This is a genomic window from Pontibacter sp. HSC-14F20, from assembly GCF_019599265.1.
GTDB lineage: Bacteria > Bacteroidota > Bacteroidia > Cytophagales > Hymenobacteraceae > Pontibacter.
Genome location: NZ_JAHZTC010000023.1, coordinates 23,497 through 47,990, shown reverse-complemented (window position 1 = coordinate 47,990; position 24,494 = coordinate 23,497). Strand labels below are relative to the sequence as shown.

General features: G+C 47.5%; 20 protein-coding genes and 1 pseudogene. 10 read left to right on the top strand and 11 right to left on the bottom strand.

Annotated features, from left to right (window positions below):
* Positions 1-11 precede the first annotated feature (11 nt).
* Both K3G39_RS18095 and K3G39_RS18090 read left to right on the top strand, forming a co-directional pair.
* A complete protein-coding gene (locus tag K3G39_RS18095) occupies positions 12-1,349 on the top strand; it encodes a TolC family protein (RefSeq protein WP_220627580.1) in 1,338 nt (445 codons plus the stop codon).
* A 112-nt stretch (positions 1,350-1,461) separates the two neighbouring features.
* The gene (locus K3G39_RS18090; protein ID WP_220627579.1) at positions 1,462-2,721 is read left to right on the top strand and encodes an MgtC/SapB family protein; all 1,260 of its coding nucleotides are present in this window, start codon (positions 1,462-1,464) and stop codon (positions 2,719-2,721) included.
* Between the two features lie 23 nt (positions 2,722-2,744).
* On the opposite strand, the gene K3G39_RS18085 is transcribed toward K3G39_RS18090, so the two are convergent.
* From K3G39_RS18085 to K3G39_RS18075, 3 genes are read right to left on the bottom strand one after another with little or no spacing between them, the layout of a single operon-like run.
* A complete protein-coding gene (locus tag K3G39_RS18085) occupies positions 2,745-3,842 on the bottom strand; it encodes a bifunctional 3-deoxy-7-phosphoheptulonate synthase/chorismate mutase type II (RefSeq protein WP_220627578.1) in 1,098 nt (365 codons plus the stop codon).
* A gap of 45 nt (positions 3,843-3,887) precedes the next feature.
* Positions 3,888-5,063: a pyridoxal phosphate-dependent aminotransferase gene (locus K3G39_RS18080; protein WP_220627577.1), complete on the bottom strand. Its 1,176-nt coding sequence runs from the start codon at positions 5,061-5,063 to the stop codon at positions 3,888-3,890.
* Positions 5,064-5,073: 10 nt separating this feature from the next.
* Positions 5,074-5,892 (bottom strand): prephenate dehydratase, encoded by an 819-nt coding sequence (locus tag K3G39_RS18075; RefSeq protein ID WP_220627576.1) that lies wholly within the window; start codon positions 5,890-5,892, stop codon positions 5,074-5,076.
* A gap of 589 nt (positions 5,893-6,481) precedes the next feature.
* Between K3G39_RS18075 and K3G39_RS18070 the strand changes: the two genes are divergently transcribed.
* From K3G39_RS18070 to K3G39_RS18055, 4 genes are all read left to right on the top strand, one after another.
* Positions 6,482-6,673 (top strand): cold-shock protein, encoded by a 192-nt coding sequence (locus K3G39_RS18070; RefSeq protein ID WP_220627575.1) that lies wholly within the window; start codon positions 6,482-6,484, stop codon positions 6,671-6,673.
* 137 nt (positions 6,674-6,810) lie between these two features.
* A complete protein-coding gene (locus K3G39_RS18065) occupies positions 6,811-7,038 on the top strand; it encodes a hypothetical protein (RefSeq protein ID WP_220627574.1) in 228 nt (75 codons plus the stop codon).
* A 51-nt stretch (positions 7,039-7,089) separates the two neighbouring features.
* On the top strand, positions 7,090-7,545 hold the full coding sequence (locus K3G39_RS18060; RefSeq protein ID WP_220627573.1) for a cold-shock protein: 456 nt from the start codon (positions 7,090-7,092) through the stop codon (positions 7,543-7,545).
* 197 nt (positions 7,546-7,742) lie between these two features.
* Entirely contained in the window at positions 7,743-8,351 is a 609-nt protein-coding gene (locus K3G39_RS18055) for a TetR/AcrR family transcriptional regulator (RefSeq protein WP_220627572.1), read from the top strand.
* A 221-nt stretch (positions 8,352-8,572) separates the two neighbouring features.
* Here K3G39_RS18055 and K3G39_RS18050 read toward each other — a convergent pair whose 3' ends face one another.
* Together K3G39_RS18050 and K3G39_RS18045 are read right to left on the bottom strand one after the other, a co-directional pair.
* On the bottom strand, positions 8,573-12,166 hold the full coding sequence (locus tag K3G39_RS18050; protein WP_220627571.1) for a M1 family aminopeptidase: 3,594 nt from the start codon (positions 12,164-12,166) through the stop codon (positions 8,573-8,575).
* Entirely contained in the window at positions 12,163-13,086 is a 924-nt protein-coding gene (locus K3G39_RS18045; RefSeq protein WP_220627570.1) for an ABC transporter ATP-binding protein, read from the bottom strand. Before K3G39_RS18045 ends, K3G39_RS18050 begins: the two co-directional genes overlap by 4 nt.
* A gap of 258 nt (positions 13,087-13,344) precedes the next feature.
* Here K3G39_RS18045 and K3G39_RS18040 point away from each other — a divergent pair, with 258 nt between their 5' ends.
* Both K3G39_RS18040 and K3G39_RS18035 read left to right on the top strand, forming a co-directional pair.
* The gene (locus tag K3G39_RS18040; RefSeq protein WP_220627569.1) at positions 13,345-14,382 is read left to right on the top strand and encodes a sensor histidine kinase; all 1,038 of its coding nucleotides are present in this window, start codon (positions 13,345-13,347) and stop codon (positions 14,380-14,382) included.
* Entirely contained in the window at positions 14,351-15,079 is a 729-nt protein-coding gene (locus K3G39_RS18035; RefSeq protein ID WP_220627568.1) for a LytTR family DNA-binding domain-containing protein, read from the top strand. Before K3G39_RS18040 ends, K3G39_RS18035 begins: the two co-directional genes overlap by 32 nt.
* Positions 15,080-15,140: 61 nt before the next feature.
* Here K3G39_RS18035 and K3G39_RS18030 read toward each other — a convergent pair whose 3' ends face one another.
* From K3G39_RS18030 to K3G39_RS18020, 3 genes are all read right to left on the bottom strand, one after another.
* The gene (locus K3G39_RS18030) at positions 15,141-15,860 is read right to left on the bottom strand and encodes an ABC transporter ATP-binding protein (RefSeq protein ID WP_220627567.1); all 720 of its coding nucleotides are present in this window, start codon (positions 15,858-15,860) and stop codon (positions 15,141-15,143) included.
* Between the two features lie 136 nt (positions 15,861-15,996).
* Entirely contained in the window at positions 15,997-17,247 is a 1,251-nt protein-coding gene (locus K3G39_RS18025) for an efflux RND transporter periplasmic adaptor subunit (RefSeq protein ID WP_220627566.1), read from the bottom strand.
* Positions 17,248-17,441: 194 nt separating this feature from the next.
* Positions 17,442-19,862 (bottom strand): FtsX-like permease family protein, encoded by a 2,421-nt coding sequence (locus tag K3G39_RS18020; RefSeq protein ID WP_220627565.1) that lies wholly within the window; start codon positions 19,860-19,862, stop codon positions 17,442-17,444.
* Between the two features lie 289 nt (positions 19,863-20,151).
* Here K3G39_RS18020 and K3G39_RS18015 point away from each other — a divergent pair, with 289 nt between their 5' ends.
* Both K3G39_RS18015 and K3G39_RS18010 read left to right on the top strand, forming a co-directional pair.
* Positions 20,152-21,510, top strand: a complete 1,359-nt coding sequence (locus tag K3G39_RS18015; RefSeq protein WP_220627564.1) for a sigma-54 dependent transcriptional regulator — start codon at positions 20,152-20,154, stop codon at positions 21,508-21,510.
* Complete coding sequence (locus K3G39_RS18010; protein WP_220627563.1) at positions 21,500-22,849, top strand: PAS domain-containing sensor histidine kinase; 1,350 nt, start codon at positions 21,500-21,502, stop codon at positions 22,847-22,849. The genes K3G39_RS18015 and K3G39_RS18010 overlap by 11 nt, the downstream gene beginning before the upstream one ends.
* Before the next feature lie 728 nt (positions 22,850-23,577).
* Here K3G39_RS18010 and K3G39_RS18005 read toward each other — a convergent pair.
* From K3G39_RS18005 to K3G39_RS17995, 3 genes and pseudogenes are all read right to left on the bottom strand, one after another.
* Positions 23,578-23,730, bottom strand: a pseudogene (locus tag K3G39_RS18005) (PDDEXK nuclease domain-containing protein); the annotation flags it as partial.
* A complete protein-coding gene (locus K3G39_RS21230) occupies positions 23,706-23,972 on the bottom strand; it encodes a DUF1016 N-terminal domain-containing protein (protein WP_370627284.1) in 267 nt (88 codons plus the stop codon). The gene K3G39_RS21230 and the pseudogene K3G39_RS18005, both read right to left, overlap by 25 nt.
* A gap of 302 nt (positions 23,973-24,274) precedes the next feature.
* On the bottom strand, positions 24,275-24,436 hold the full coding sequence (locus tag K3G39_RS17995) for a PDDEXK nuclease domain-containing protein (protein ID WP_255594484.1): 162 nt from the start codon (positions 24,434-24,436) through the stop codon (positions 24,275-24,277).
* Positions 24,437-24,494 lie beyond the last annotated feature (58 nt).

The window sequence follows — 24,494 nt, the reverse complement described above, 5'->3', positions numbered from 1 at the left end:
ATTCAAATATAATGTCCCCACTTAAAGTTGCAGCACTGTTCCTACTGGGAGTAGTGCTGCTCTTCCCTAACAAACTTGCCGCACAGGAACAGCTTTCGCTGCAGGATGCCATTCGCATAGGGCTACAAAACAACTACGACATCCAGATCGCGAACCGGCAGGAGGCCATGGCAGAGAACAATGTAACCCGTGGCAATGCTGGCTTTCTTCCGAACGTGGAGGCGCGCGGCGGCCGCACCTTTAGTGAGAACAACTCCCGGCAGCAATTCCAGACAGGCCCGGACCGTACCCGCAACGGCGCCAGCTCCAATAACATCAATGGAAGCATTAACCTGAACTGGACCATATTTGATGGTATGGGCATGTTCATTAACTACGATCGCCTGAAAGCCCTGGAAAAATCCGGTGTCTTGTTTACCCGCGAGACCGTGCAGAACACGCTTGCCAATATTTTCGACAATTATTTTGAAGTGGTACGCCAGTCAGAAAAGATGCAGGCCATTGAAGATGCCATTGCCATATCGCAGGCACGCGTGGACATAGCCCAGGCACAATATGATGTGGGCGTGAGCGCTAAAGTGGAGATTTTACGTGCAAAGGTAGACTTTAACACCGACCGCTCGGAGTTACTGGTGCAGCAGGAAGCACTGCAGAATGCGAAGATCAACCTCAACCAACTGCTCAGCCGCGATCCGAACATAGACTTTGTCGTGACAGACTCGATTGTGGTAGACCCTAACCTGAACTACGGCAGTGCGGATGCAGGTATGCTGGCCAACAACCCGCTTCTGGGTCGCCTTAAATTAAACCAGGAGATTGCCAGCCTGGAGATCAAGGCCGTTCGTGCCAGCCGCTTCCCTGTCATCGGGGTGGTGGGAGCCTACAACTTTAACCGCTCGGAAAACGAACCACTGAACGAATTCTCGCCGCTGTTTAACCAGAACCGTGGGTATAACTATGGTCTGAGCGTGAGTTTGCCAATCTTTAACGGCCTCAATACAAACCGCCTGGCTCAAAATGCCCGCATCAACCTGGAGTCTGCCAACCTAGAATACCAGCGCCAGCAGAATCTGCTCGATGCCGCACTGGCCAGAGCCTACAGTCAGTACAGCAACCGCCTGCAGCTGCTTGAACTGGAAGAAACGAACCTGACCTTGGCCCAGGAGAATGCCGCTATTGCCCTGGAACGCTATCGTTTGGGACTTTTAACGGCCATTGAACTACGGGAGGCTCAACGCAACCAGCTTGTAGCCGAAAACCGCCTGATTGACATACAATTCCAGGCAAAGGCAGCCGAAACTGAACTCAAGCGTATTAGCAGCACGCTGCTGCAGGATGGAGCCCAATAGGTATACCTTTAAGCATATATTGTAATCTAAAGATAAAAGTATAGCCCTTGTGCTATACTTTTATCTTTTAGGGCTTATCTTAGCACCACACCTATACCTTATCACTGCCTGCATGGAACAGGAACTCTTCCAGATACTTGCTATTTCACTGGGCCTGGGCCTGTTGGTTGGTCTGCAGCGGCAGCATGACAACGCCCAGATTGCCGGTATTCGCACTTTCCCACTCATTACACTTTTTGGCACTCTCACTGCACTGATGGCCCGCGAACTGGGTGGCTGGATTGTGGGAGCAGGCCTGGTCGCTACGGCAGCTATTGTCGTCACTGCCAACTTCATGAAAAAGAAGGAACCTATACCTGATGTTGGCCAGACAACAGAAGCAGCCCTATTGCTTATGTATACTGTAGGTGCCTACCTGGTATTGGGTAGCACGACAGTGGCCGTGGCTTTGGGTGCCACCGTAGCGGTTCTCCTTCACCTCAAAGCAACCCTGCACCGCATAGTATCGCGCATCGGGCAGCGGGACCTGACAGCCATCATGCAGTTTGTGGTCATCTCCTTTGTTATACTGCCTATACTGCCAGACGAAGCCTATGGCCCCTATGAGGTACTAAACCCCAACAACATCTGGCTGATGGTAGTGCTGATCGTAGGTATAGGGTTGCTCGGCTATTTTGTATACAAGATTTTCGGCAACAAGGCAGGCACGTTTCTAGGAGGCGTGCTGGGCGGACTGATCTCGAGCACGGCCACTACAGTGAGCTATGCCCGCCGTACCAAGCAGTCCAAAGGAAGCAGCCAGCTGGCCGCCATAGTGATCTTTATCGCCTCTACAGTTGCCTTTTTCCGGATACTGACCGAGATCCTGATCGTAGCACCGGGTGTCATGCCGCAGGTGGCTCCTCCCCTGCTGGTTGTGGTTGGGCTGATGGTCATAACCGGCCTGATTGCCTACTTTACCAACAAAGCGGAAAGCGACCATATGCCCGAGCAGGAAAACCCCGCTCAACTGAAAGCGGCCCTGGTCTTCGGCGCCATTTACGGACTGGTGATTCTGGCGACAGCTGCTGCAAAAGATTACCTCGGCGATAGCGGCCTGTACATAGTCGCCTTTATTTCAGGACTGACGGATGTGGATGCGATTACGCTCTCTACTTCCCGGCTGATGAACATGGGCAATTTATCGCCCGACAATGGCTGGCGCATTATTTTAGTGGCCGCGCTTTCCAACGTCGCTTTTAAAGGGGCCCTGGTCGGCTTTTTAGGAAACAAAGGCTTGCTTGCCAAGATTTCGCTTTTGTTTGGCATCGTGCTGCTGGGCGGGCTGCTGGTGCTTTGGTGGTGGCCGGTAGGCTATACCTTTCAGGTATAATATACGCGCGTGCATCAGTTAATTTACTGTCCAACCGCTACCGCCCGCACGGGAATAAGCGGCAGCACCCCATGCTGTCTCCTCACTGACTCCTGGTGGATGCGATCAAACAACTGCGTAATAAACTCCTCATTAAGATTTTTGCTTAGAGCAAGACTGGTATGTTTTTCCAGTAGCTCCGCCCACCTTTCCTGCTGGAACACTGCCAGGCCATGCTGCATTTTGTAGTTGCCAATCTCAGTGGCCACCTGCATGCGGTAGCTCAACAGATCAATCAGTTGCTCATCAATGTAATCAATGGAGTGGCGCATATCATTCAGATCCGTAGTCGACCTGGTGCCGGAGGCCAATGGACGTCCGCTGAGTTTTGCCAGAAGTTCTCTGAGCGCCTGCGGGGTAATCTGCTGATGGGCATCGCTCCAGGCAGCTTCCGGTTGCAGGTGCGTCTCGATCATCAGGCCATCCATGTGAAGGGCCAGCGCTGTTTCGGCTATACCTGCCAGTAGCTGACGGTTGCCGGCAATGTGGCTCGGGTCATTGATCAGTAACAGATCGGGGCGCAGCTTTTTCAGAGTTATGGGCATGTTCCATTCCGGGTTGTTCCGGTACACTGACTTGCCCAGCGGCGAGATGCCTCTGTGTATAGCGCCAACCTGTTTGATGCCTGCTTTTTCCAAGCGCTCGATAGCCCCCAGCCAAAGATTCACATCCGGGTTAACAGGATTTTTGACCAGAACCGGTATAGCAGTGCCCTTTAAGGCGTCGGCAATTTCCTGCACGGCAAATGGGTTGGCAGTGGTGCGCGCACCGATCCAGAGCACATCAATGCCATGCTGCAGGCCCTGTTCTACATGCTTGGTGTTCGCTACCTCGGTTGCCACACGCAGCCCTGTTTCTGCTTGCACCCGCTGCAGCCAGGCAAGTGCCGGCCGGCCTATACCTTCGAAAGAGCCCGGTCGGGTTCTTGGTTTCCAGATACCTGCTCTGAAAATATTTACCCCTGTGTCCTTTAACTGGTGGGCTGTAGCGAGCACCTGCGCTTCTGTCTCAGCGCTGCAAGGCCCCGCTATGATGAGCGGCTGTTCCTGCGCTTTCAGTGTCCATGCTGATTTCGTATTCATATTGATTGAAGCTAATGCGTTTTTAAAGTCTGTTTTTTGATGATGCTATACCTGCAGGCTTGATAGCTCGTGCTGCTGTACCTTTTGCAGCAGCTGGGCCAGTGCCTCGGCAGGTTGCGTCAGCGCTACCCGGATATAGCCCGCGCCGTTGCGTCCGTATACCGGGCCTGGTGCCACAAACAGGTCGAAAGTATTGAGCAGGTAATTGCTGTAGGCAAAGCTGTCTTGCCAACCTGCAGGTATAGCAGCCCACAGGTATAGCCCCGCTCCCCTAGTGGCGTAAGTACACTGCAGCGTATCCAGTAGCTGGCAGATCAATTCCCGCCTTTCCAGGTAAGTGTGTTGCAGCAACTTATACCAGCCTTCATCTGCCTCCAGAGCCACGATAGCAGCTTCCTGAATCGGCCTGAAAATGCCTGTATCCGAATAGCTTTTCATTTTGGCCACAGCATTAAGATAGGCTGCTTTTCCGGCCAGCATACCGAGGCGCCAGCCGGGCATGTTATGTGATTTGCTCAATGAGTTGAGTTCCACGGCCACTTCCTTCGCTCCATCAATACGTAAGATGCTGAGCGGCTCTTCGTTTAGAACCAGCGCATACGGGTTGTCGTGGCAGAGCAGGATCTGGTATTTATGAGCAAAAGCGATGAGCGCCTGCAGATCGGCTCTGCTTGCCACAGCCCCCGTTGGATTGCCCGGGAAGTTAAGCCACAGCATTTTGGTAGCCGGACTGATCAGACTTTCCAGTTCAGCCACGTCAGGCAGCCAGCCTTGCGCTGCTGTCAGGTTATAAGGTACTGCTCTGGCACCGGCCACCGCGGCTGCGCTTGCATAGATCGGGTAGCCCGGATCAGGTATAAGCACCTCGTCGCCCTTATCCAGAAAGGCCAGCGACAGGTGCATAATACCTTCCTTGGAACCAATGAGCGGCAGCACCTCATCCTGAGGATGGAGTACTACCCCAAAGCACCGCTTATACCAGGCACTCAGCGCCTGACGCAAAGCAGGCGTACAGCGATACGACTGGTATTGATGCGCCTCCTCCTTTCCGGCAGCCTCTATCAGTGCTGTAGTTACTTTCGGATCGGGTGCCCTATCCGGGTTGCCTATACCCAGATTGAGAATGGTGCGGCCTTGTGCTTCGAGCTGGCTGATCTCCGACAGTTTTTGGGAGAAGTAGTAAGCGCTGGTGCTGCTGGCGCGTATTGATGGTTTGATCATAACAATTTGTTTATAAGGTATAGGCAGTGTATTTCCCCATCAGCTCGACAGATCCGGCCAGGATATGGAGTGACAACAGCAGCTCTTCCAGCTGTTCTTCAGCCTCGAAGCGTAGGTCCAGATAATAGCGGTAGTGAAAGGGCCGGTCAGGTATAGCCACCGATTCGATTTTGGAAACCTGAATGTGCCGCTCCTGCAGCAGCGCTATGGCCTCTGTGAAAGCCTCCGGATGGGGTTGCAGCACCAGACTGATGGTCGCTTTGTTGTAGGAGGTGATCTGTTGTGGCTGTCTGTCCAGGATCAAAAAACGGGTATAGTTTTGCTTGCTTGCCTCGATCCCCTCCCCGAGCACGATCAGGCCGTTCTGGGAAATGGCCAGCGCACTGCCAATAGCTGCGAGTTCTTTAGAACCAGCCTTGGCGACATTCCGGACACTCAGGGCCGTATCCTCCGCTTCGATCAGTTCTATAGCGGGGTATGCCTCGAAGAAGGGCCGGCACTGGTTCAGGGCCATGTAGTGGGAGTATACCTGGCGTATATCTTCAAGCGACGAGCCGGGCACGCCGCCCAAATGCTGACGAATGCGCATGATCACTTCGTCGCTTATCCATAGCTGCTGCTCCCTTATGAGCTCCAGATTAGGCTGTATCGTGCCCGCTATGGTATTCTCTATTGCCATGATACCCCTGTCGGCCAGTCCGGAGGCAACCACTTCAGCCAGTTCCCGGAACGTAAGGCAAGGCATTATCTCAATGGGCTGATCGCCGAACCGGAGCCGGGCGGCCTCTTCGTGGAATGCTCCCGCTATCCCTTGAATTGCTATTTTCATATGAATCAAAAAAAAACGCCCCGAAGTAAGACTCCGGGGCGCTGGTGATAATTGACAGTTAACCTATAATCAATACAGCCCCGGGCGTTTACCAAAAAAGTAAAAGCTAAGACCAAAGCTGTAATAAAAATTCTGCTGCGTCGCGTGCATCTAATCTGAAGTTTATAAAATAAAAAAGGCCCCGCTCAATGCGGGGCCTCTATATGGTGACATATACCTTTTCCCGCTTTAGTCCTTGTGAGGAAAAAAGTAAAAAAAGAAGGTATAAGATGTCTGTTGCTTGTTCATTTCAACGGCCAATTTAAATACTTTTTAGTGAACACCAACTTCTTTGCGTTTTTTTATTTCATAATCTGTCCTCGCACTGGTCATTAACTTTCCGCATGCTGCCCCGTTATTAAGGCAGGCAATTGGCTTTGGAGCGCGCAAACGCACTTTTGCCAGTGGAATCGGTTTTGTTGAATATATAACTCTGGTAATAAAACAGACTGTGCCTCGGAATTGTAAAATTTTTATCGTACATTGTAAAAAAATAAATGAACCTATATACTTTCTATAATGTAGTTAGTATATAATTAAACAACACAGAATGAATAACGGAACAGTAAAATTCTTTAATGACCTGAAAGGTTTTGGTTTTATTAAAGAAGACAGCACAGATCAGGAGTACTTTGTACACGTGACTGGCCTGGTACATGAAATCCAGGAAAACGACAAAGTGACTTTTGAGCTGCAGGAAGGCAGAAAAGGACTGAACGCGATTAACGTTAAGCGTGCTTAGTTTTCAGATATAAGTCATTTCGAGAAAAGCCTTGCCTGCGGGTGAGGCTTTTTTTTAAGTTTGATGTGCATGTTTTTGCACCACTTCCCGTTAGTATAATGCCGCCCTGGCAATGTTTCACCTAACCCCTCCTTACGATGAATAGAAGATACCTGGTAGACACTACCACCCGCGAGTACATCTGCGTAGCCCTCCAGAAAGGACAGGACTGGACCCCAAACAATCAGGATTCCCTCCCAAAGTTCATGAACTCACGTACAAACAGAGACCAACCCGATTTCGAACTTGTGACCGGCGAGTATAACGACAATTCATTTTTTGAAAAGTGGATTCGAAACGGCACAAATTTCCTGTTCAGGTACTAAAAAACCTGTGCATTAGCATACCATTATTTTATAGATCATTTAACAGCATATATGGGTAGATCACAAGAAACCTTCAGCAAAAAAGAAAAAGAGAAGAAGAGACTTAAGAAAAGACAAGACAAAGAGCAGAAGCGCGAGGAGCGTATAGCCAACTCTGACAAAGGGAAAGGCCTGGATGAAATGATGGCCTATGTGGACGAGTTCGGCAATATCACCGACACGCCGCCAGATCCTACGAAGAAGAAAAAAGAATTCAAACAGGAAGAAATCCAGATCGGTGTGGCCAAGCAGGCTGAGATCGACCCGGCTGACCTGATCCGAAAAGGAACCGTTTCTTTTTTCAACGATTCGAAAGGCTATGGCTTTATCCAGGATCATGTAAGCCAGGAACGCATCTTTGTGCACCAGAATGGCTTGGTAAATGCGATCAAGGAAAATGATCGTGTTACTTTTGAGGTCGAAAAAGGCCCGAAAGGATTGAACGCTGTTAACGTTAAGCTGGCGTAATACCCTGTGGCTCAAAAGCTTAAAAATTAAGCTTTGAACCATCCAGCTTAACTTAGGTGATTATATAGCTGAAATCTCCTGCTATTGTCAGTAAAAATACTGACTGCAGGAGATTTTTTTGTCGTATAAAGCCTCCCGGACCCAGCTGTTGATACCTTTGCAGCTAAGCCGGTGATCATGAAGCACACCCCAATACTATGGACTCGACCAATACCCCAAAAAATCTGATTCTGCAGGAGGCGCAACAACAGTTCTTCAACCAGGGCTACAGCAAAGTACTAATGGCTGACCTGGCCAAACAACTGGGTATGAGTAAAAAAACGCTCTATCAGTACTTCAGAGGAAAAGAGGAATTGCTCCACGCCGTGATTAAGCATTACCTGGAAGCATTGCAGCGGGACGTTGAAAACCTGCTCCAGCGGGAGGAAGCCGATTTTGCCCATAAAGCAGAGCAGGTCTTCCGCACTGTGGGGCAGCGCTTTGCATGCATCAACGGGCAACTGCTCACCGACATCAGAAAGCACACTCCCAAAACCTGGCAGCTGCTACAACAGTACCGCACCGAGGCGGCTTTTAAGCGATTTAAAACTTTGCTGGAGGAGGGGAACCAGAAGGGCTATATCCGGAAAGACGCTAATATCTCGCTGGCCGTGCTGCTATACGCCAGTGCCCTGGAGAAAATCCTGGACCCGGAGTTTATAAGCCAGGTTCCACCAGAACTCATGCAAGATATTGACTACACCCCTTCTGCCGTGTATGAAGGCCTGGCTAGTCTGATCTTTCATGGGCTGCTGGAGAAGCATTAAACTATCTCCAGAATTATGGTGACAAGGTATCCCTTGGGGGAAAACCAAAATGAGAAAGCCCATCAATGATTGATGGGCTTTGCTCTTTGGTATCGCTACCAGCAGGGAGCGAGGGATTTGAGCCCAAATTACAAAGAAGCACCGCTGATGATGCCAGGGACACTACAGTAATAACTGTGATATTATTCAGTTCAAGCGAAGACTAGTTTTAACTTAAGCTACTATTGCTCAAGTACGACTTCCTTAACATTATCCCGCATTTCCCAATCAATAAGCAAGTTATTGGGATCTATACCTGCGCGGGAAGGCTTGCGTGGCACGGTTACTGTGATGGCCTGTTGACCGGTGCGTAGGCGGTGCTTCTGCAGGTAGAGTGGTTTCTCAACTATTTTGTAAGCTTTGGCTTCAGGAAAGACACCAATCTCAATCCACTCATGCAAGGGCAAGGCAGTCTCTACACCTATACTGTCCACCACAAATTTTCGCGCCTGCACGTTGAGGGTCACTTGCCAGGCTCCTGCTTTGGTTTGCTTTGCCCTTACCTGTTTTGTCTCCAGTTCCCAGAAAGTATTTTTCTCAAAGAAATCATGAAGCAGAGGTTGTATAGAGTCTGGCGTTACCGTCTTAAGTTCTTGGTAAAGGTCAAGAGAGGTAGGAAACGGCGGCTTTCCGGCAGCGTGCTTCTTCAGCAAATTTCTCAACGCACCATTCACACGTTCCTTTCCCATGTAGTGGCTCAAGGCATAAAGCACCATAGGGCCTTTGCGGTAGTTGTGGTACCAGTCGGTGGCTTGTAGCAAAGGTACTGACGCCTTAGTCCGTGGTGTTTCATACTCCTCACGTAAAAAGCTCAACAGTTTCTGTAAATGCTCTGGCCCGTATTTCTCTTCTAAAACTCCCATTGCCGAATACCATGCCATACTCTCAGAAAGCAATCCCGAGCCCTCTACCAAGGCGGGGTCTACCTGATTGCCCCACCACTGATGCGCCACTTCATGGGCCACCACCGCTGTTACCAGATCAAAACCTCGTTCGTCCTTCTTCGGGTCCAGGAGGAAAAATCCCTCCTGGGCGGTAATATTGATGGGGGCTGCGTGATTTCCAAATCCGTACCCAGGGTACGACACCAACCTAATCTGCCGGTGTGGGTAAGATCCAAATTGCTTGGTGTAATACTCCAGCGAGGCCTCCACACTCCGCGCCATGCGCTCCAGATTCTCTGTTTGGCCTGGGACATAGTAAATTTGAATCACCACATCCTTCCACTGCTTTTCATGCACCGCATACTTCGCAGAGAAGAAGTTGTATTCATGTTTGATGGGAGCATCCGTCACATAACGGAAGTAGCGGCGGTTGCCTTTGGTCCAGGTCCGGCGCAAGGCTCCCGGCGCTACCACGATTTGATCACCATTCGTGCCCACGACCGCTTCAACGGAAACACGCTCAGCAAAAGGGGCAGTTAGGCGCGCCTTTTTATCATAAAGAGAAGAAGTTATAGGCCGAGGAGAAAGTCCATACTTGCTTCTGGAACCAGCATCATCCAGCTCACGGTAATCCTGATAGCCAATGGCAGGCAACCATTCATAATTCCGGAAGTTGGTACTATTAGCCATCACAGAGGCGTCTGCTCCGCTGTTCGCAAAGCCGAGAGCCTTAGAATGCACTTCAAAGCTGAGTCGCAGGGAGTCTCCGGGCTGTAGTGGTGTGCGTAGGGCGTAAATATGGTACCTTAACTTTTCATCAGTTAGTAGCTTCTCAGCACTCCGATCAAAGGCAACCTTGATGGTTTGAACGTCCGGTGTAGTAGCCAGATGGATAGAGTCAATGGCGACGTTTGTATTGTTTACCAAAAAGTAAGTGGCACGTATGTCTACCTCCCGCTGCTCAGGATAAATCTCCACGTGTAACTTGGTCTTGGTCAGGAGCGGTTGTGGCCTGTCTTTATACTTCCGATATAGCTTTTCATATTCCGCTCGTTCCACTAAGATTTCAGAGGCAGAGGAGTAGTCATTTAGTACATTGGTGTTATAGAAAATGAAGCTGCCCAACGTGAGAACAAGACCCGCTAAGACAATGGTAACTAAAGCCGTGGAGCGGGTAAAGCGCCTGCGGGCTAGCTGGAGACGTGACCGTATACTTCCTTCCCGGCTCCGTACCCATAGTAACTTGGCTGCCACGGCCACCAGTAGTGCCCACGCCACCCAGTAAAGCTTAAACCACAGCCACGGCGCCAGGGAAACCCCATAGCCCACCATGTCTGTATACGACCATTTTGGGCTGGCCCCATAGATGAGAAGCTTGTGCTCCACGCCCAGATTTGGGGCAAAGAGGATGAACCCGTAAATTAACAGGGCCACCAAATGGGCCACGAATTTCTGATTGACCAGCACGTGCACAAAGAGGGCCAGCAAAGCAAACAGGAGGCAATCTACTAACTGTAATCCAAAAAAACCTTGCAGGTATAGCCTTATCTCAGGACTGCCGCCCCTGCTAATCTGCGCGAGGATTGCGGCCGTCATCAGGAAGGTCAGCCACCCTACCAATACCAGACTAAGCGCCAAAAACTTGCTCAGGAAAAGTACCCACTCCGGCACTGGTGTTGCATGTGCAATCTCACTCAGGCCTGTTTCCCGTTCCCGCCACACCAACTCCCCGGCATAGTAAACAGTTAGCAGGGCAATGACAAGGTAGAAGAAATCAATCTCTGTGATAGATGCCGTCAGAAGATTCAGGATATGGTCAGTTTTAGGTAATATGGGAACGCCTTTGGCCTTCAGGTTTCCCTCCAAGGCAAAGGATGCCATCAGGGCGATGGCCGCCAAAAGAGGGAGTCCTGTAAAACTTTTGCCTACCTGCAAAAAGCCTTTCCAGAAAAGAAGGCGCAACTGGCGTAAGTGGGTGGCCAAGCCAAACATCCCTTCGATTTGTGGCAATGCCTTCCCCAATCCTCCGTTGCCCCACTTCAGTCCTGCCATCGTTGTTTCTGGTTGGATGGCTTGCTTTGGTTTTTGACCTGTTTCTGGCAAAATGAATCGAAAACGGAAATAGGTAAGCGCCAACATGCCCACCGCAATACAGAGCCAAAGGAGGCGGTTCAGAAGCAGCGTGCCTTCCAGTGCGAGCAGGCGCGTGTTCTTTTCCAGCGGGCTCCATTCATTGGACAACTGGCTCTGGATTGGGGTAAAGCCCACGGGATCTATTAAATTCCCCCACTCCCCTTTGTCTTGCAGAACTTGCCCTAGAATGAACGCGGCTACAAAAAGGATGGCTCCGCCTAAATAACTTGCCATGGCCCTTCTGGTGAGCGCCGCCAGCGAGAACTGGATAGCCGTCACAATAAACGTGTTGGGCAGAATGATATAGAAAAAGGTAGTCAGATAGGTGGCCAACCTAAATGGGCCCATAATCTCAGGTTCTACCCCCGTAAGGTACAGGCCAATCAGAATGCCCAGCGGAATGCCGAGCAGGATGATGAAATTGAGGCAGAAAGCGGCCAAAAACCTGCCCCCCAGATATTCGCCTTTGCTCGCAGGAGCGGTGTAAGTTAGCGAGAACATACGTGTCTCCACGTCGCGGGCCGCCGCATCACCCGCCACTGATGCGCCTATCAAAAGCCACGCAACACTGCATAAAACTGTAACAGCCCCAATCACGATGGGCGCATTAAACAAGAAATAACCATCCCGCGCGTCATGGATGTAATTCCCGATCATCCATAGAAAAGCAAGGACTAATTGGACCAGGAAATAAAGCCAGGTAGGGATACTGCGCAACTGGTAGGTGAACTCCAGGTGAAGAATTTTCAGGAACTTCATAGTTGCACCTCCTCCTTCACTTTTTGCGGTTGCCCATGATTGCCCGTCATGGCAGAAAAGTACACGTCTTCCAGGTCCGGCACCGCCAGTTCAAATCCATTCCCGGGGTTTTCCTCGCTATAGATGTGCACCATGGTTCGCCCGCTCAGGAGCTTGGCAGAAATGACCTGATGCTCCTGCTCCAGGGCAGGCAGATTACTTTTATCAGTTAGTTTTCGCCAGATGCTGCCTTCCAGTGCAGCCACAGCTTGTTGGGTGTTTGCCTGTAGCAGTATCTGTCCCTTGTTGATGATGGCCATGTTGGTGCACAGCTCTGATACATCTTCCACGATGTGGGTAGACAGGAGCACCACACTGTTCTCGCCTACTTCGCTCAAAAGGTTCAGGAAACGCACGCGTTCTGCTGGGTCCAGTCCGGCCGTCGGCTCGTCCACAATCAATAGTTTGGGGTTGCCCAGGAGCGCCACGGCCACCCCGAAGCGTTGCTTCATGCCGCCTGAGAATCCCCCCAGCTTTTGTTTGCGCTTGTCCCAGAGATTGGTTTGTTTGAGTAAACTCTCCGTTACTTCTTTGCGTGATGCGCGCTGGGTGATGCCCTTTAGTACTGCAAAGTAATCCAGCATTTCTTCTGCACTCACTTTTGGGTATACCCCGAACTCCTGTGGCAGATACCCCAGCGTCTGCCGCACCTCCTCCTTCTGACGCAACACATCTATGTCGCCCAAGTGTATGCTTCCTTCATCGGGTTCCTGCAAGGTGGCCAGCGTGCGCATCAGGGTAGATTTCCCGGCACCGTTAGGGCCTAGCAGGCCGTACATACCTTGGGGAATGTCCAGGGTAACATTGTTCAATGCGTGTACGCCATTCGCGTAGGTTTTCGAGACATTGCGAATGGTCAGGCTGATCTGGGGATTTTCCATAGTTCTGTTTTTACATTTAATCTTTATTTGAAGAAAGCGAAGCACCTATTCAGCGCATTCCCGCTCATTTTCAGAATAAAGGAAGTTCCACCAGAACGGAAAGCAAAAAGCGATATGCTACCGCTGTAAAGTAATCGACCAATGGCTGATTTGCTTCCCTCAAAGCACTTGCGGCCTTGATTAACCATTTCGTAGATCAAGATAAGGCAACGGTCGAGTAGGCAGTAAGAGAATGGCAGGAAAAAATATCTTTGTTTTATGAATCGAATTAAAAAGGTATTCTCGCGGATCCACATCGGTCTCTGGATCCTGTTCAGTCTGCTGATAGCTTTACAGCTAAGTCAGGATACTGCCCACTGGCTTCACCTAACCGTGGCAGTTATACTGACAGCTTTGTATGTGTTTTATAGCCATTTCCTTCTCCTAACCCTGTACTTAGGGAAAAATAAGAAGCGTGCTTATTTCCTTAGGCTGGCAGGAATCGTGCTGACTGGTCCTGCTCTGTATATCCTTTTACATTACAGAAAGCTGGATACCTTTGACCTTTTATCTGAGTACTATCTTATTTCCCTATTCTCAATAATAATCCCCTTTATTTTCCTAAGTTGGCTGGCCAGAATCACAGAGAACCTGGTGCTTAACACCATCAAGAAAGAGCAGTTAGAGAAACAGGCCGTGGAGGCAGAGCTTTATTACCTGAAATCACAGATCAATCCTCATTTTCTGTTCAACACACTCAACAACATCCACACCTTAGTATACAAACAGGCACCAGCAGCACCGGAAGCCGTGATGCGCTTGTCTTCGCTAATGCGCTACATGATCTATGAATCCAATGCTCCCACGGTACCGCTTTCAAGGGAAATGATTTATCTGCAGGATTACGTGGGTCTGCAGCAACTCAGGTATAAGAAAGCCCCCGTGGTAGATCTTGAAATAACTGGAGATACTGAGTCCTGCCATATTGCTCCGTTGCTTTTCATACACCTCCTGGAGAATGCCTACAAACACAGTCCTGCACGACTGGAGCCAGGTGCTATAAAGGTGAGCGTAACGATAAAAGAAAATACCCTTACCTTCAGTATACAGAACCCGATCGGGAAACATCAAAATAACACGCTGGAAGAACCGGGCGGCATTGGTCTGCCAAATGTTCAAAAAAGGCTAGCATTATTATATCCGGACCAGCATCAATTGGAAATAAACAACACAGGCGAGATATTTACAGTTACTCTAAAAATTCATAGTCTTCATTCACTGGTTCATGAAAGGGAAGCTCAGCTGCTATATAATTGATGACGAGCATCTGGCTCAGGAAATACTGGAAGAGTATGTAGCAAAGGTGCCTTTCCTGGAGTTGAAAGGCACTTTTATGAGTCCTCTTGAGGCAGCTGCCCAGCTCGATGAAGATAAGCCCGACCTGCTTTTCCTGGACATCAACATGCCTGACCTGGACGGTCTCAGCTTTATCCCGATGTTGAACCCAAAGCCGATGATCATCCTGACGACTGCCTACGATCAGTATGCCCTGAAAGCCTTTGAGCTGGAAGTGAAGGACTACCTGGTAAAACCGTTCTCCTTTGAAAGATTCTACAAAGGCGTACTGCGCCTGTATCAGGAACAGGGTATCCGCCAGCTACCGGAAAGGACAGAAGTTAGAGCAGAGTCGAAACACGAGCCAGTATACCTGTTCCTGAAAGTGGGCCATCGTATCCAGAAAATTGCAACCCGTGATATTCTATTCGTAGAGGGAATGAAAGACTACCTGCGAATACATACGGCCAAAGAAAAGATCATGACGCTCCTAAGCTTTGCGAAACTGGAAGAGCTACTGCCCACGCAGGATTTTGCCCGCGTACACCGTTCCTTTATGGTTGCCATTGACAAGATAGACCACATCGAAAAGAACAGGATCAGAATTGCAGATCAGATCATCCCGATTAGCGATACCTATAGCGATCGCTTTTACAAAAAATTAAGAGGTCTGATCTGAGTTCAACCCGGATGAAAGGTATGAGTGCAACTACCCTTAATATTAGTTGTTCAATGCTGTTTTAAAGCAACTCCGTCGCATGCTTTCTAGCATTCAAGTCCTCGGTAACAATCTGACCATCAAACAGATTCACTATCCGGTGCGCATACGCTGCATCAGAAGGCGAGTGTGTCACCATCACAACGGTGGTACCATTTTCATTTAGTTCGGAAAGCAGTGCCATCACTTCACGGCCATGCACCGAATCCAAGTTACCTGTTGGTTCATCGGCAAGTATAAGGCTTGGATTGGACACCGTGGCACGTGCAATAGCTACCCGTTGCTGCTGTCCACCTGATAATTGTTGGGGGAAGTGCGAGCGGCGGTGCGCTATACCCATGCGCTCCATGGCTTCTGTTACACGGCGCGCTGTTTCAGATTTGGAGACTCCCAGGTAGGCCAAAGGCAGTCCAATATTTTCTTCCACAGTAAGTTCATCAATCAGGTTAAAGCTTTGGAAAACGAAGCCCAGGTTCGCTTTCCTGATTTTAGCTCTTTGGCGCTCACTTGCTTCGGCAATCTCCTGACCTGAGAACCGCAAGCTACCGGATGTGGGGTTATCCAATAAACCAAGAATATTTAACAAAGTGGATTTGCCACAACCCGATGGCCCCATAATAGCAACGAATTCCCCTTTTGCAATTCGCAAACTAACACCAGCAAGGGCAGTGGTTTCCACAGTATCCGTTACATACTTCTTCTGAAGATTCTCAGTCTCGATAATTAGTTCTTTGGTGTTCATGTTGGTGGGTTATGTAAATGTTATTATTAATTTCTTAGTCTTAATTCGTACTGAAGGCATTTGGAAAAATACGGGAAGTTAAAATTGGTCTTCAATCTTTTCGCGTGACTAATTTCATGTTTCATCCCTCTTGTATTTACTTCAATTCAAGCCTGTCAATTTCACCGTAACTTTCATAGGAGGACAGCACAACTTTTTCACCCGGTTGTAATCCTTCTATTATTTCATAGTACTGCGGGTTCTGTCGTCCAAGCTTAATAGGTCGCTTCACAGCATACTCTCCGGATTTATCTACCACAAATATCCAATTGCCGCCCGTGCTTTGATAGAAACCTCCACGCGGTAATAAGACTGCTTTGGCGCCATCGTTCAAATTGAGTTTTAGCTGAAGTGTCTGCCCGCGGCGTATACCTTGTGGAGCTCCATCCATGAATTCCATATCTACTCTGAAAGTGTTGTTCTGCACTTCCGGAAACAGCTTCGCCACCTTTACCTGATGTGATCTTCCACTAAAATCAAATGTGCCTGTCAAGCCAGGGAAGATGCGTGAAATGTAATATTGGTCGACGCTGGCATTTACTTTATACCCATCCAGGTCATCTATCTGGCCGATGTTCTCTCCCGGCGATTTGGACTCCCCTACTTCTGCTCTTAAGGTAGAAAGCTGGCCGGCAATAGGAGCAACCACATATAGATTATTGAGGGTGCCTCTGGCCATATTAATGTTTGCTGTCATTCTTTTGATGGACTCATCCAACTGACGGAGGCGCTCTTTTATTAGTTGCGTGTCCTGTTTCACGGAGCGATCTGCCAGTGTGCGTCGCTTGCTTTGATACTCATACAGGTCTTTGGATGCTTCATACTCTTCCTGCGAAATTACTTTTTCAGCAATCAGGAGCTTATTCCTGTTATAAGTTCTTTCTGCCAAGGCTAAGTTGTATTCAATCTCAGCTAGTTCATTCTGCTTCCGGATCAGGTCCTGCTTCATGGAGATTTCAGTATTCTGGCGTTCATTCATCAAGTCGTAAAGCTGTGTTTCACGCGTCATGAAATCTATCTGTAGGGTAGTATTGGAAAGTTTTAGGATGGTATCGCCTTTCTCTACCATACGACCATCATCTGTATAAATTTTCTCTACCCTGCCGCCTTCTGGTATGTCAAGGAAAAAAGACTTGAGTGGCTCTACTGTTCCGTCAATGGCTATAAACTCCTGAAACATACCATTCTGCACCGCCCCGATGGTAACACGGCTGGTTTCTACATTTAATTTTGATGTATGTTCTGCAAACAGTAGGTTGTAGAGCACGATTACCAATACAAGGGTAGCACCTGTTAGCAGGGCAATTTTTTTAGGGGTGGGGTTCTTTTTCTCTAAAACGCGATCCATGGTAAACGGCTTGGTTAATCCTGTTAGTTGTGCTCTGCCAATTAATATGCCACAACAACCAAATAGCTGATTATCAATAAATTGAAAACATTCACAGTAAACAATGATAGGTATAGTGTGCGTTACCGTACAGTTAAGTGTCTGCTACCGTACAGCTCACAACTTTAAGATCAGTAAAGTAGGTTAGCCTATACCTAATCTACTCTCAGATTCTTTACCGGGTCCGAAGTTGCCGCTTTGATAGCCTGCATACTGATGGTTACAAATGCCAGCGAGGCTGCTACGATTCCGGCTGCCAGGAATATCCAGACAGGTATATCAATGCGGTAAGCAAAATCCTGTAGCCAATGCTGCATAGCATACCAGGCAACCGGAAAGGCAATGAGAGCGGCTACAACAACCAGCTTCAGAAAGTCTTTCGACAGCAAAACAACAATAGATGACGTTTCAGCACCAAGCACCTTACGGATGCCTATTTCTTTCTTTCGACGCTCTGCAGCATAGGCAGCCAATCCAAACAAGCCCAGGCAGGCAACAAAAATGGCTATGGCGGTAAAAATGGTCAGCAGAGATTTCAGCTTGTCTTCTGCTTTATACATTTTCTCAAAGTTATCATCCATAAAAATGTATTCCATAGGGTAATCAGGCGAGAACTTATCCCAGACACCTTTGACATGCTCTATAGATGAGGGTACATTTTCAGCATCCATTTTTACGGCTACTTTCACGTAAGCTCCCGGGTATATCTGCAATACTGTTGGATCTACTTTATCGTATAAACTCTTAAAATGAAAGTCTTTTACAACACCGATTACTTTTCCTTCCTTTAAAGAATCAGGTGCATCCCATCTTGGCCACAGCAGCGTTTGCCCTAAAGCTTTTTCCGGCGTTTCGTAGCCTAGTTCTCTCACAGCCGTTTCGTTAATCATAAAGGCATGATCAGCATCTGTTTTAAAGTCCTTTGAGAAAGGCCTGCCGGCTACCAGTTTAATATCCAGTGTGTTTATATAGTTGAAGTCGACCATCAATAGTGTAGCAGATTGCCGTACCTGCTCTCCGTTTCTAGGCACAATAACGCCATCACCCGCCGTCGCATCACCCGGGAAACCATAGCCCATTGCTACGTCCTTTATACCTGCCCCTTTCAGTAACTCGTTTTTAAAAGTTTCATGGTTGTTGAACATGTTCTCTCCCCGCATCTGGAAAAACATGATCTGCTCCCTGTTAAAACCCAGGTCTTTGTTGTACAGGTATCCTACCTGCTTGTAAACGACACTGGCACTTATGATCAGGAAGATAGACAAGGCAAACTGTACCACAATCAACCCGTGACGCAGCCACTGGATTCTGCCTGCTTTAGTGTCAACCACAACGGCGCTTTTCAAAACCTTTACTGGTTTAAAACCAGACAAAATCATAGCTGGATAAAGCCCCGCCAGAATACCAACCACCAGTGTCAAGCCAATCAACAGTAAAAGAAGGGCTGGATTTGTGAATACGTTGAAGTCCATTTCCTTACCTGTGAAGGCATTGAGGGAAGGCAGAAGCAAGGAAGTAAGTGCAGCAGAACAGATGACACTGATAAGGGTCAGCAACACTGTTTCGCTGAGGAACTGTAACATTAGCTGGCCCCGGCTGGCACCAATGGCTTTTCGTACACCCACTTCTTTGGCGCGCTGTAAAGACTTGGCTGTTGCCAGATTCACAAAATTAAAACAGGCAATAAGTAAGATAAAGATGGCGATGACACTCAATGCCTTCACATAAGTAATGTTGCCCTTGATAGACTGATCAAACTTAAAACCTGCGGAATAAAGGTATACCTCGTTTAGGGGTTGTAAGAACGGCAGGTATTTATGTGGCTGGTTTGTATCCTCATCAATTTGCTTTGCTACTATACCTCTGAATTTTGATTGTGCCAATTGTGGGTCAGCTCCCTTTTTCAACTTTACATAGGTATAAAACTGCTGCCATCCCCAGGACTTCATACGCTCGGCGGGTAGCTCCGCTGCTGCCATCGGAAGCACAAAGTTTACAGGTAAGTGGAATCTCTCGGTAGTACTAAAAACACCCCTTACAATGAAAGGCTGCTTGTCTAATGACACTTTCATACCGACAGGGTCCATGTCTCCAAACACCCGCTCAGAAAACGCATCAGAAATAACAACCGAAGAAGGATCTGTTAAGGCTTTTTCAGGAGAACCATACTTGAAAGGAAGCTGAAAGATTTCGAAAAATGCAGGATCGGCGAAGAAGCGTCCTTTTTCATAAATACTCTTCTCCCCCACCTCTACCAGGTTGTTTGCATCAAATTGCAGCATCAGGATGCGCACAACTTTATCTACCTCCGGTATGCTTTCCTCTAAAGTAGTTCCGAACATGGGTGGTACAACTGCCAAGACCGTACCTGCTTCCTGGGCTGAGATATCATTGTATACACGGTATACCTGATACCCTTCCGGAAGAAATTTGTCGTATTGCAGTTCATCTTGTACAAACAAGCCGATCAGCAAACAAGCAATTAAACCTAAAGCCAATCCGGCAACGTTAATAATGGCAAAGCCCTTGTGACGAAACAGGTTCCTGAAAGCGGTTTTGAAATAATTTCTGAACATACGTTGATGGCTTAACAGTTCTGGAGTTCATTTATGGTTTTGATAGCGCTGGTCTAAGGCAAACTCTCATCATCAGAACAAATGCCAAAACTACATATACCTCATTATCAACGCATTACTAATAATTCTAAAACCACAGCGTGCAGAACCGTGCGATCAGTGTGCGAAAACGTACATGTCGGAAGTAGTTATATGGTTATACTCTCTCTAAATCAGCGTATTGTATTAATGGCATAATTGTAGTTTATTCCGTTTCTATATACTTTTCCATTGCCAAACACTTTCTTATATGCAATTAAAGAGCGCTTCTATTCTGGTGGTTGATGATGACACTGATGTATTGACAGCTGTCCGGCTGTTGCTAAGGCCGCAGGTGAAGGAAATTGTCACTGAAAAGAACCCCGAGCACATTCCTTCCATCTTAAAAGAGAAAACATTCGATCTTATTCTGCTGGACATGAACTTCTTCAGTTCCATTAATACTGGCAACGAAGGTTTATTCTGGCTGAAAAAGATAAAAGAGCTGAAGCCTGACACAGCGGTCATTATGATAACGGCTTACGGCGACATCGACCTGGCTATACGCTCTCTGAAGGAAGGCGCCTTTGACTTTGTAGTCAAACCATGGCTCAATGAGAAACTGATAGGTACCATTCAGGCTGCGATCTCCGCTAAAGGGAACGGTACTAAAACAGCTGGTTTCTCGCCTAGTTCTACTATACCTGCCTTTGATTTATTGGGTGAATCTGAAGTAATGCAGGAAATCTTTGTCAAGATCAGAAAAGTTGCGCCAACCGATGCCAACATCTTGATACTAGGCGAGAACGGAACAGGTAAAGAACTGGTGGCCAAGGCGATTCATCAAAATTCGCTACGTGCTGATAAGCCATTTGTAAAAGTGGATGTAGGCGCGCTGACAGAATCACTTTTTGAATCGGAATTGTTCGGACACAAAAAAGGCGCTTTTACCGATGCAAAAGAAGACCGGGCGGGCAGATTTGAAACTGCAAAGGGCGGTACGATCTTTCTGGATGAAATAGGCAACATATCCCTGCACCAACAGTCTAAGTTGCTCAGTGTGCTGCAGAACAGGCAGGTGATACGGGTGGGCACCAATGAGCCGATCAATATAGACGTTCGCTTGCTTTGTGCAACCAATATGTCACTGGCGGATTTGGCGAATAACGCACATTTCCGAAAAGATCTGATTTATCGGATTAACACGGTGGAAATAACGATTCCGCCGCTCCGCAGGCGAGGGAACGACATTATTCTGCTGGCAAAGCATTTTATGAAAGTGTATGCCACAAAATACATGAAACCAACGCTTGAGCTGTCCAAACCAGCCCAGGAAAAGCTGCTGCGCTACCATTACCCGGGCAACGTGCGGGAGCTTCAGTATGCTATTGAACGTGCCGTGATAATGGCGGACAGCGAATTATTATCAGCAGAAGACATTCTTTTCTCACCAATTGAGGCGGCCCCTGTTGCTGAAGACGCTGTAGCGGAAACAAACTTGGAGGAACTGGAAAAAACTACTATCAACCGCGTGTTGGAACGGCATGGTGGCAACATGACAAAAGCCGCTAAAGAATTGGGTATAACGCGCACCGCTCTTTATCGCCGACTGAATAAGTATGAGCTTTAACAGTTTTGAATTGAAGCTTTCTATACGGGTTATCCTCTTAGTGATTACCCTAAGTTTACCGGCTTTACTGCTTCTAAAGCAGTGGACAGGAGCGCTTGTTTTTATACTGCCTGTCATCATCTTCCAGGTATACGAACTGATTCAGTTTCACAGGCGGGCACAGGAGGAATTTCAGCAATTCATACAATCCATCCATTACCGCGATTTTTCTATTCACTTCAATGAGAAACAGGCCCCTTCAGACCTGAAAATACTGCGACATGGGTTTAATGAAATCAGCTCTACTTTCAAATCCATCAGTCTTGAAAAACAAACCCAATATCAGAACCTGCAGAAAATAACCGAGTTGATAGACACCGGCATAATGACGTATGCACTTGACAGCGGTGAAATTTTGCTGATGAACGAATCGCTGAAAAAATTGCTTCACGTGCCCCATATAAAATCGGTACATGCACTGGAGAAAAGGGATCTGGGGTTATACCTGGAAGTGCAGCAATTGCAACCCGGACAAACTAAAATAGCCACTGCCCATACAACTCAGAAAGACAAACGGTCTATTAAAGTACTCTTATCGGCCACTACCTTCCAGAATGAGGGGATACAGTATAAATTGGTTGCTTTTCAGAACATAAACGAAGCCCTTGACGAAACAGAATCGCAGGCATGGCAAAAGCTTCTGAACGTGATGACGCATGAAATCATGAATTCAGTAGCACCAATTTCTTCACTGGCTGACACCCTGAAAAATCGGTTGCAACATTCTATTACCACCGGTATAAACCAGGATGACGTGGAAGACCTTGAAATAGGTATAAGTACGATTAAACGCAGAAGTGAGGGCCTCCTAAGGTTCGCTGAAACGTACAGAAACCTGAACAAAATAACCACGCTGAATTTAGATAAGGTATATATTCGGGAGCTGTTCTCTAACCTCTCCCGGTTAATGCAACCAACGCTCGCTCAAAAAAACATCAGCCTGGAAATCAACTTAAAGGATCAGGATTTATCGCTTCAGGCAGACCCTACCCTGCTGGACCAGGTGCTGATAAATCTGGTTGTAAATGCTATCGAAGCCGTAAAAGACAGTATCGGTCCTGTGATTACTTTATCTGCTTTGAAGGCCTCGAATGGGAAAGTTGTGATAAGGGTATCCGATAACGGGAAAGGCATGTCAGAAGAAGTTCAGGAGAAAATTTTTATACCTTTTTTCAGTACCCGAAAACAAGGTAGCGGCATCGGGCTGAGCTTGTGTAAGCAGATTGTTATGCTACATAACGGCACCATGGAGGTACAGTCTGAAATAGGAGAAGGCACTATTTTTATACTTCGTTTTTGATAAGTTTTAAAGTTAGAGCATATAAATTATGCAAATAATTTTAAGACTACTCTAAAGGCCGTACACTTCTTCCTTATCTTCTACTTCAATCCTGCCACTCCCTTTATCGACCATCCTTTTAACTGCAGTTGCTCCAATACCAGTTCTCCCTTATCTACAAACAATTAACTGTAGCCGCCAAATCATAGAAAGTTTGGTTCAATACATGGAAAAGCTAAAAATGATAGTCGAACACCCAACTTCTTTAAGACTTACTAATATCGCATGTTGAATCGCAACTACCATTGAACATACACAGTGTTGATGCTAACTAAAATTGACTGTTTCACATATTTGTATTGACCTAGTTTGCAAGGGCTATATATTTTAAAGAAACAATCCTGCTTTTACTTCATATAATCTAATACACCTGCATACTGATTAATATCCATTGAACACACCCTTCCTTGTACTTGTAATTCCATTACAGGATTTAAAGAAGATTAAAAATTTAGTCAAACTCAATAATAGAAAGTCAAGAATCCACCGATTAGTTAACGCCTTACTATCAGCCATTTGCTCGTGTTCTCTACAAAAGCGGCTAGACCATGTTTTATTTGCGGTGAAGGAGAAGAGATGGGTATCATTGGGAATATACTGCCTCAAACTCATCGATTTTTAGATCAATAGCCACCAAGGATTTCAACCGCCGATGGTAAAAGAGTAGACCTATTTAGTAGCCCCGGTTGTCAAAGGTGATCGATCCGCTTCTGACGGGCTAAGAAAGCAAAGTCACTGCCAAGCTCAATGATGAAGTGTTGCAACTCTGCCAGGATAGAACCTTCTAAGTCTTTTTCAGAATAGGTGTGTGCCAGACCTAGAAAATCCAGCATATAGGGGTCTCGGAAAACCTGCTCCGGCGTAAGCCTGCTTGATTCCTGTTTTGCTGCAGACCATTTTGAATGGTGACCTCCGGCAGCCTGGAGATAGCAGTGCGCTCATAGAGCATGGATTTTATCCGGTCCTGCAGCGTGCGTGAGCTCCATTTCTCCAGCTTGCACATTTCAATATAAAAGCTACGCTGCAGTTCATCGTTCAGGTACATAATGGTCCGCAGATGCGTCCAGGTTAGTTGTCTACGCAGTGCGTAGACAATCTACTCATCCTGGAAAACCTGGGCGAAGCGGACACAGCAACAGCTGTTTTTTGCCCTAGCCAGTAAAGCAGGGTGGTCTCCGCATTAACCGTGATAGCTACCTGTTCCCGGCTATGGTTAATAAGCTGTTTAATGTCACTGATGACCAGCGAATCATCCTGTACTTCTTTCATTACTTATGTATAAGGTAAATACTTCTTTCAACGCTTAGGTAAAGATAGCAAGTTCATATCGTGTAAGTATGGCATTCTACTCAAGATAAGCCCTTGGAATGTGAGCAGCTTGCGGGACTACAGCCATGATGGTTTGTCATCCACTACGGAGAGGGAGAAGTTCAGCTTACCGGCGTACTCAGGAAGCAACCTGCCTTTCTTGAGCTCAATGACAACGTAGCAACGCAGCTTGAGATGGTAGAAGAGCAGGTCCTGCTTGATGATGATTTCTATAGGCATAGTTTTGCTTGTTTGGGATACAGGCTCAATATTCCTGTTCCCTCCCCTTCTTTTTCAC

Coding starts and splice junctions, on each gene's coding strand:
- K3G39_RS18095 (WP_220627580.1), top strand. CDS start 12: ATGTCCCCACTTAAAGTTGCAGCACTGTTCCTACTGGGAGTAGTGCTG.
- K3G39_RS18090 (WP_220627579.1), top strand. CDS start 1,462: ATGGAACAGGAACTCTTCCAGATACTTGCTATTTCACTGGGCCTGGGC.
- K3G39_RS18085 (WP_220627578.1), bottom strand. CDS start 3,842: ATGAATACGAAATCAGCATGGACACTGAAAGCGCAGGAACAGCCGCTC.
- K3G39_RS18080 (WP_220627577.1), bottom strand. CDS start 5,063: ATGATCAAACCATCAATACGCGCCAGCAGCACCAGCGCTTACTACTTC.
- K3G39_RS18075 (WP_220627576.1), bottom strand. CDS start 5,892: ATGAAAATAGCAATTCAAGGGATAGCGGGAGCATTCCACGAAGAGGCC.
- K3G39_RS18070 (WP_220627575.1), top strand. CDS start 6,482: ATGAATAACGGAACAGTAAAATTCTTTAATGACCTGAAAGGTTTTGGT.
- K3G39_RS18065 (WP_220627574.1), top strand. CDS start 6,811: ATGAATAGAAGATACCTGGTAGACACTACCACCCGCGAGTACATCTGC.
- K3G39_RS18060 (WP_220627573.1), top strand. CDS start 7,090: ATGGGTAGATCACAAGAAACCTTCAGCAAAAAAGAAAAAGAGAAGAAG.
- K3G39_RS18055 (WP_220627572.1), top strand. CDS start 7,743: ATGGACTCGACCAATACCCCAAAAAATCTGATTCTGCAGGAGGCGCAA.
- K3G39_RS18050 (WP_220627571.1), bottom strand. CDS start 12,166: ATGAAGTTCCTGAAAATTCTTCACCTGGAGTTCACCTACCAGTTGCGC.
- K3G39_RS18045 (WP_220627570.1), bottom strand. CDS start 13,086: ATGGAAAATCCCCAGATCAGCCTGACCATTCGCAATGTCTCGAAAACC.
- K3G39_RS18040 (WP_220627569.1), top strand. CDS start 13,345: ATGAATCGAATTAAAAAGGTATTCTCGCGGATCCACATCGGTCTCTGG.
- K3G39_RS18035 (WP_220627568.1), top strand. CDS start 14,351: ATGAAAGGGAAGCTCAGCTGCTATATAATTGATGACGAGCATCTGGCT.
- K3G39_RS18030 (WP_220627567.1), bottom strand. CDS start 15,860: ATGAACACCAAAGAACTAATTATCGAGACTGAGAATCTTCAGAAGAAG.
- K3G39_RS18025 (WP_220627566.1), bottom strand. CDS start 17,247: ATGGATCGCGTTTTAGAGAAAAAGAACCCCACCCCTAAAAAAATTGCC.
- K3G39_RS18020 (WP_220627565.1), bottom strand. CDS start 19,862: ATGTTCAGAAATTATTTCAAAACCGCTTTCAGGAACCTGTTTCGTCAC.
- K3G39_RS18015 (WP_220627564.1), top strand. CDS start 20,152: ATGCAATTAAAGAGCGCTTCTATTCTGGTGGTTGATGATGACACTGAT.
- K3G39_RS18010 (WP_220627563.1), top strand. CDS start 21,500: ATGAGCTTTAACAGTTTTGAATTGAAGCTTTCTATACGGGTTATCCTC.
- K3G39_RS17995 (WP_255594484.1), bottom strand. CDS start 24,436: ATGCCTATAGAAATCATCATCAAGCAGGACCTGCTCTTCTACCATCTC.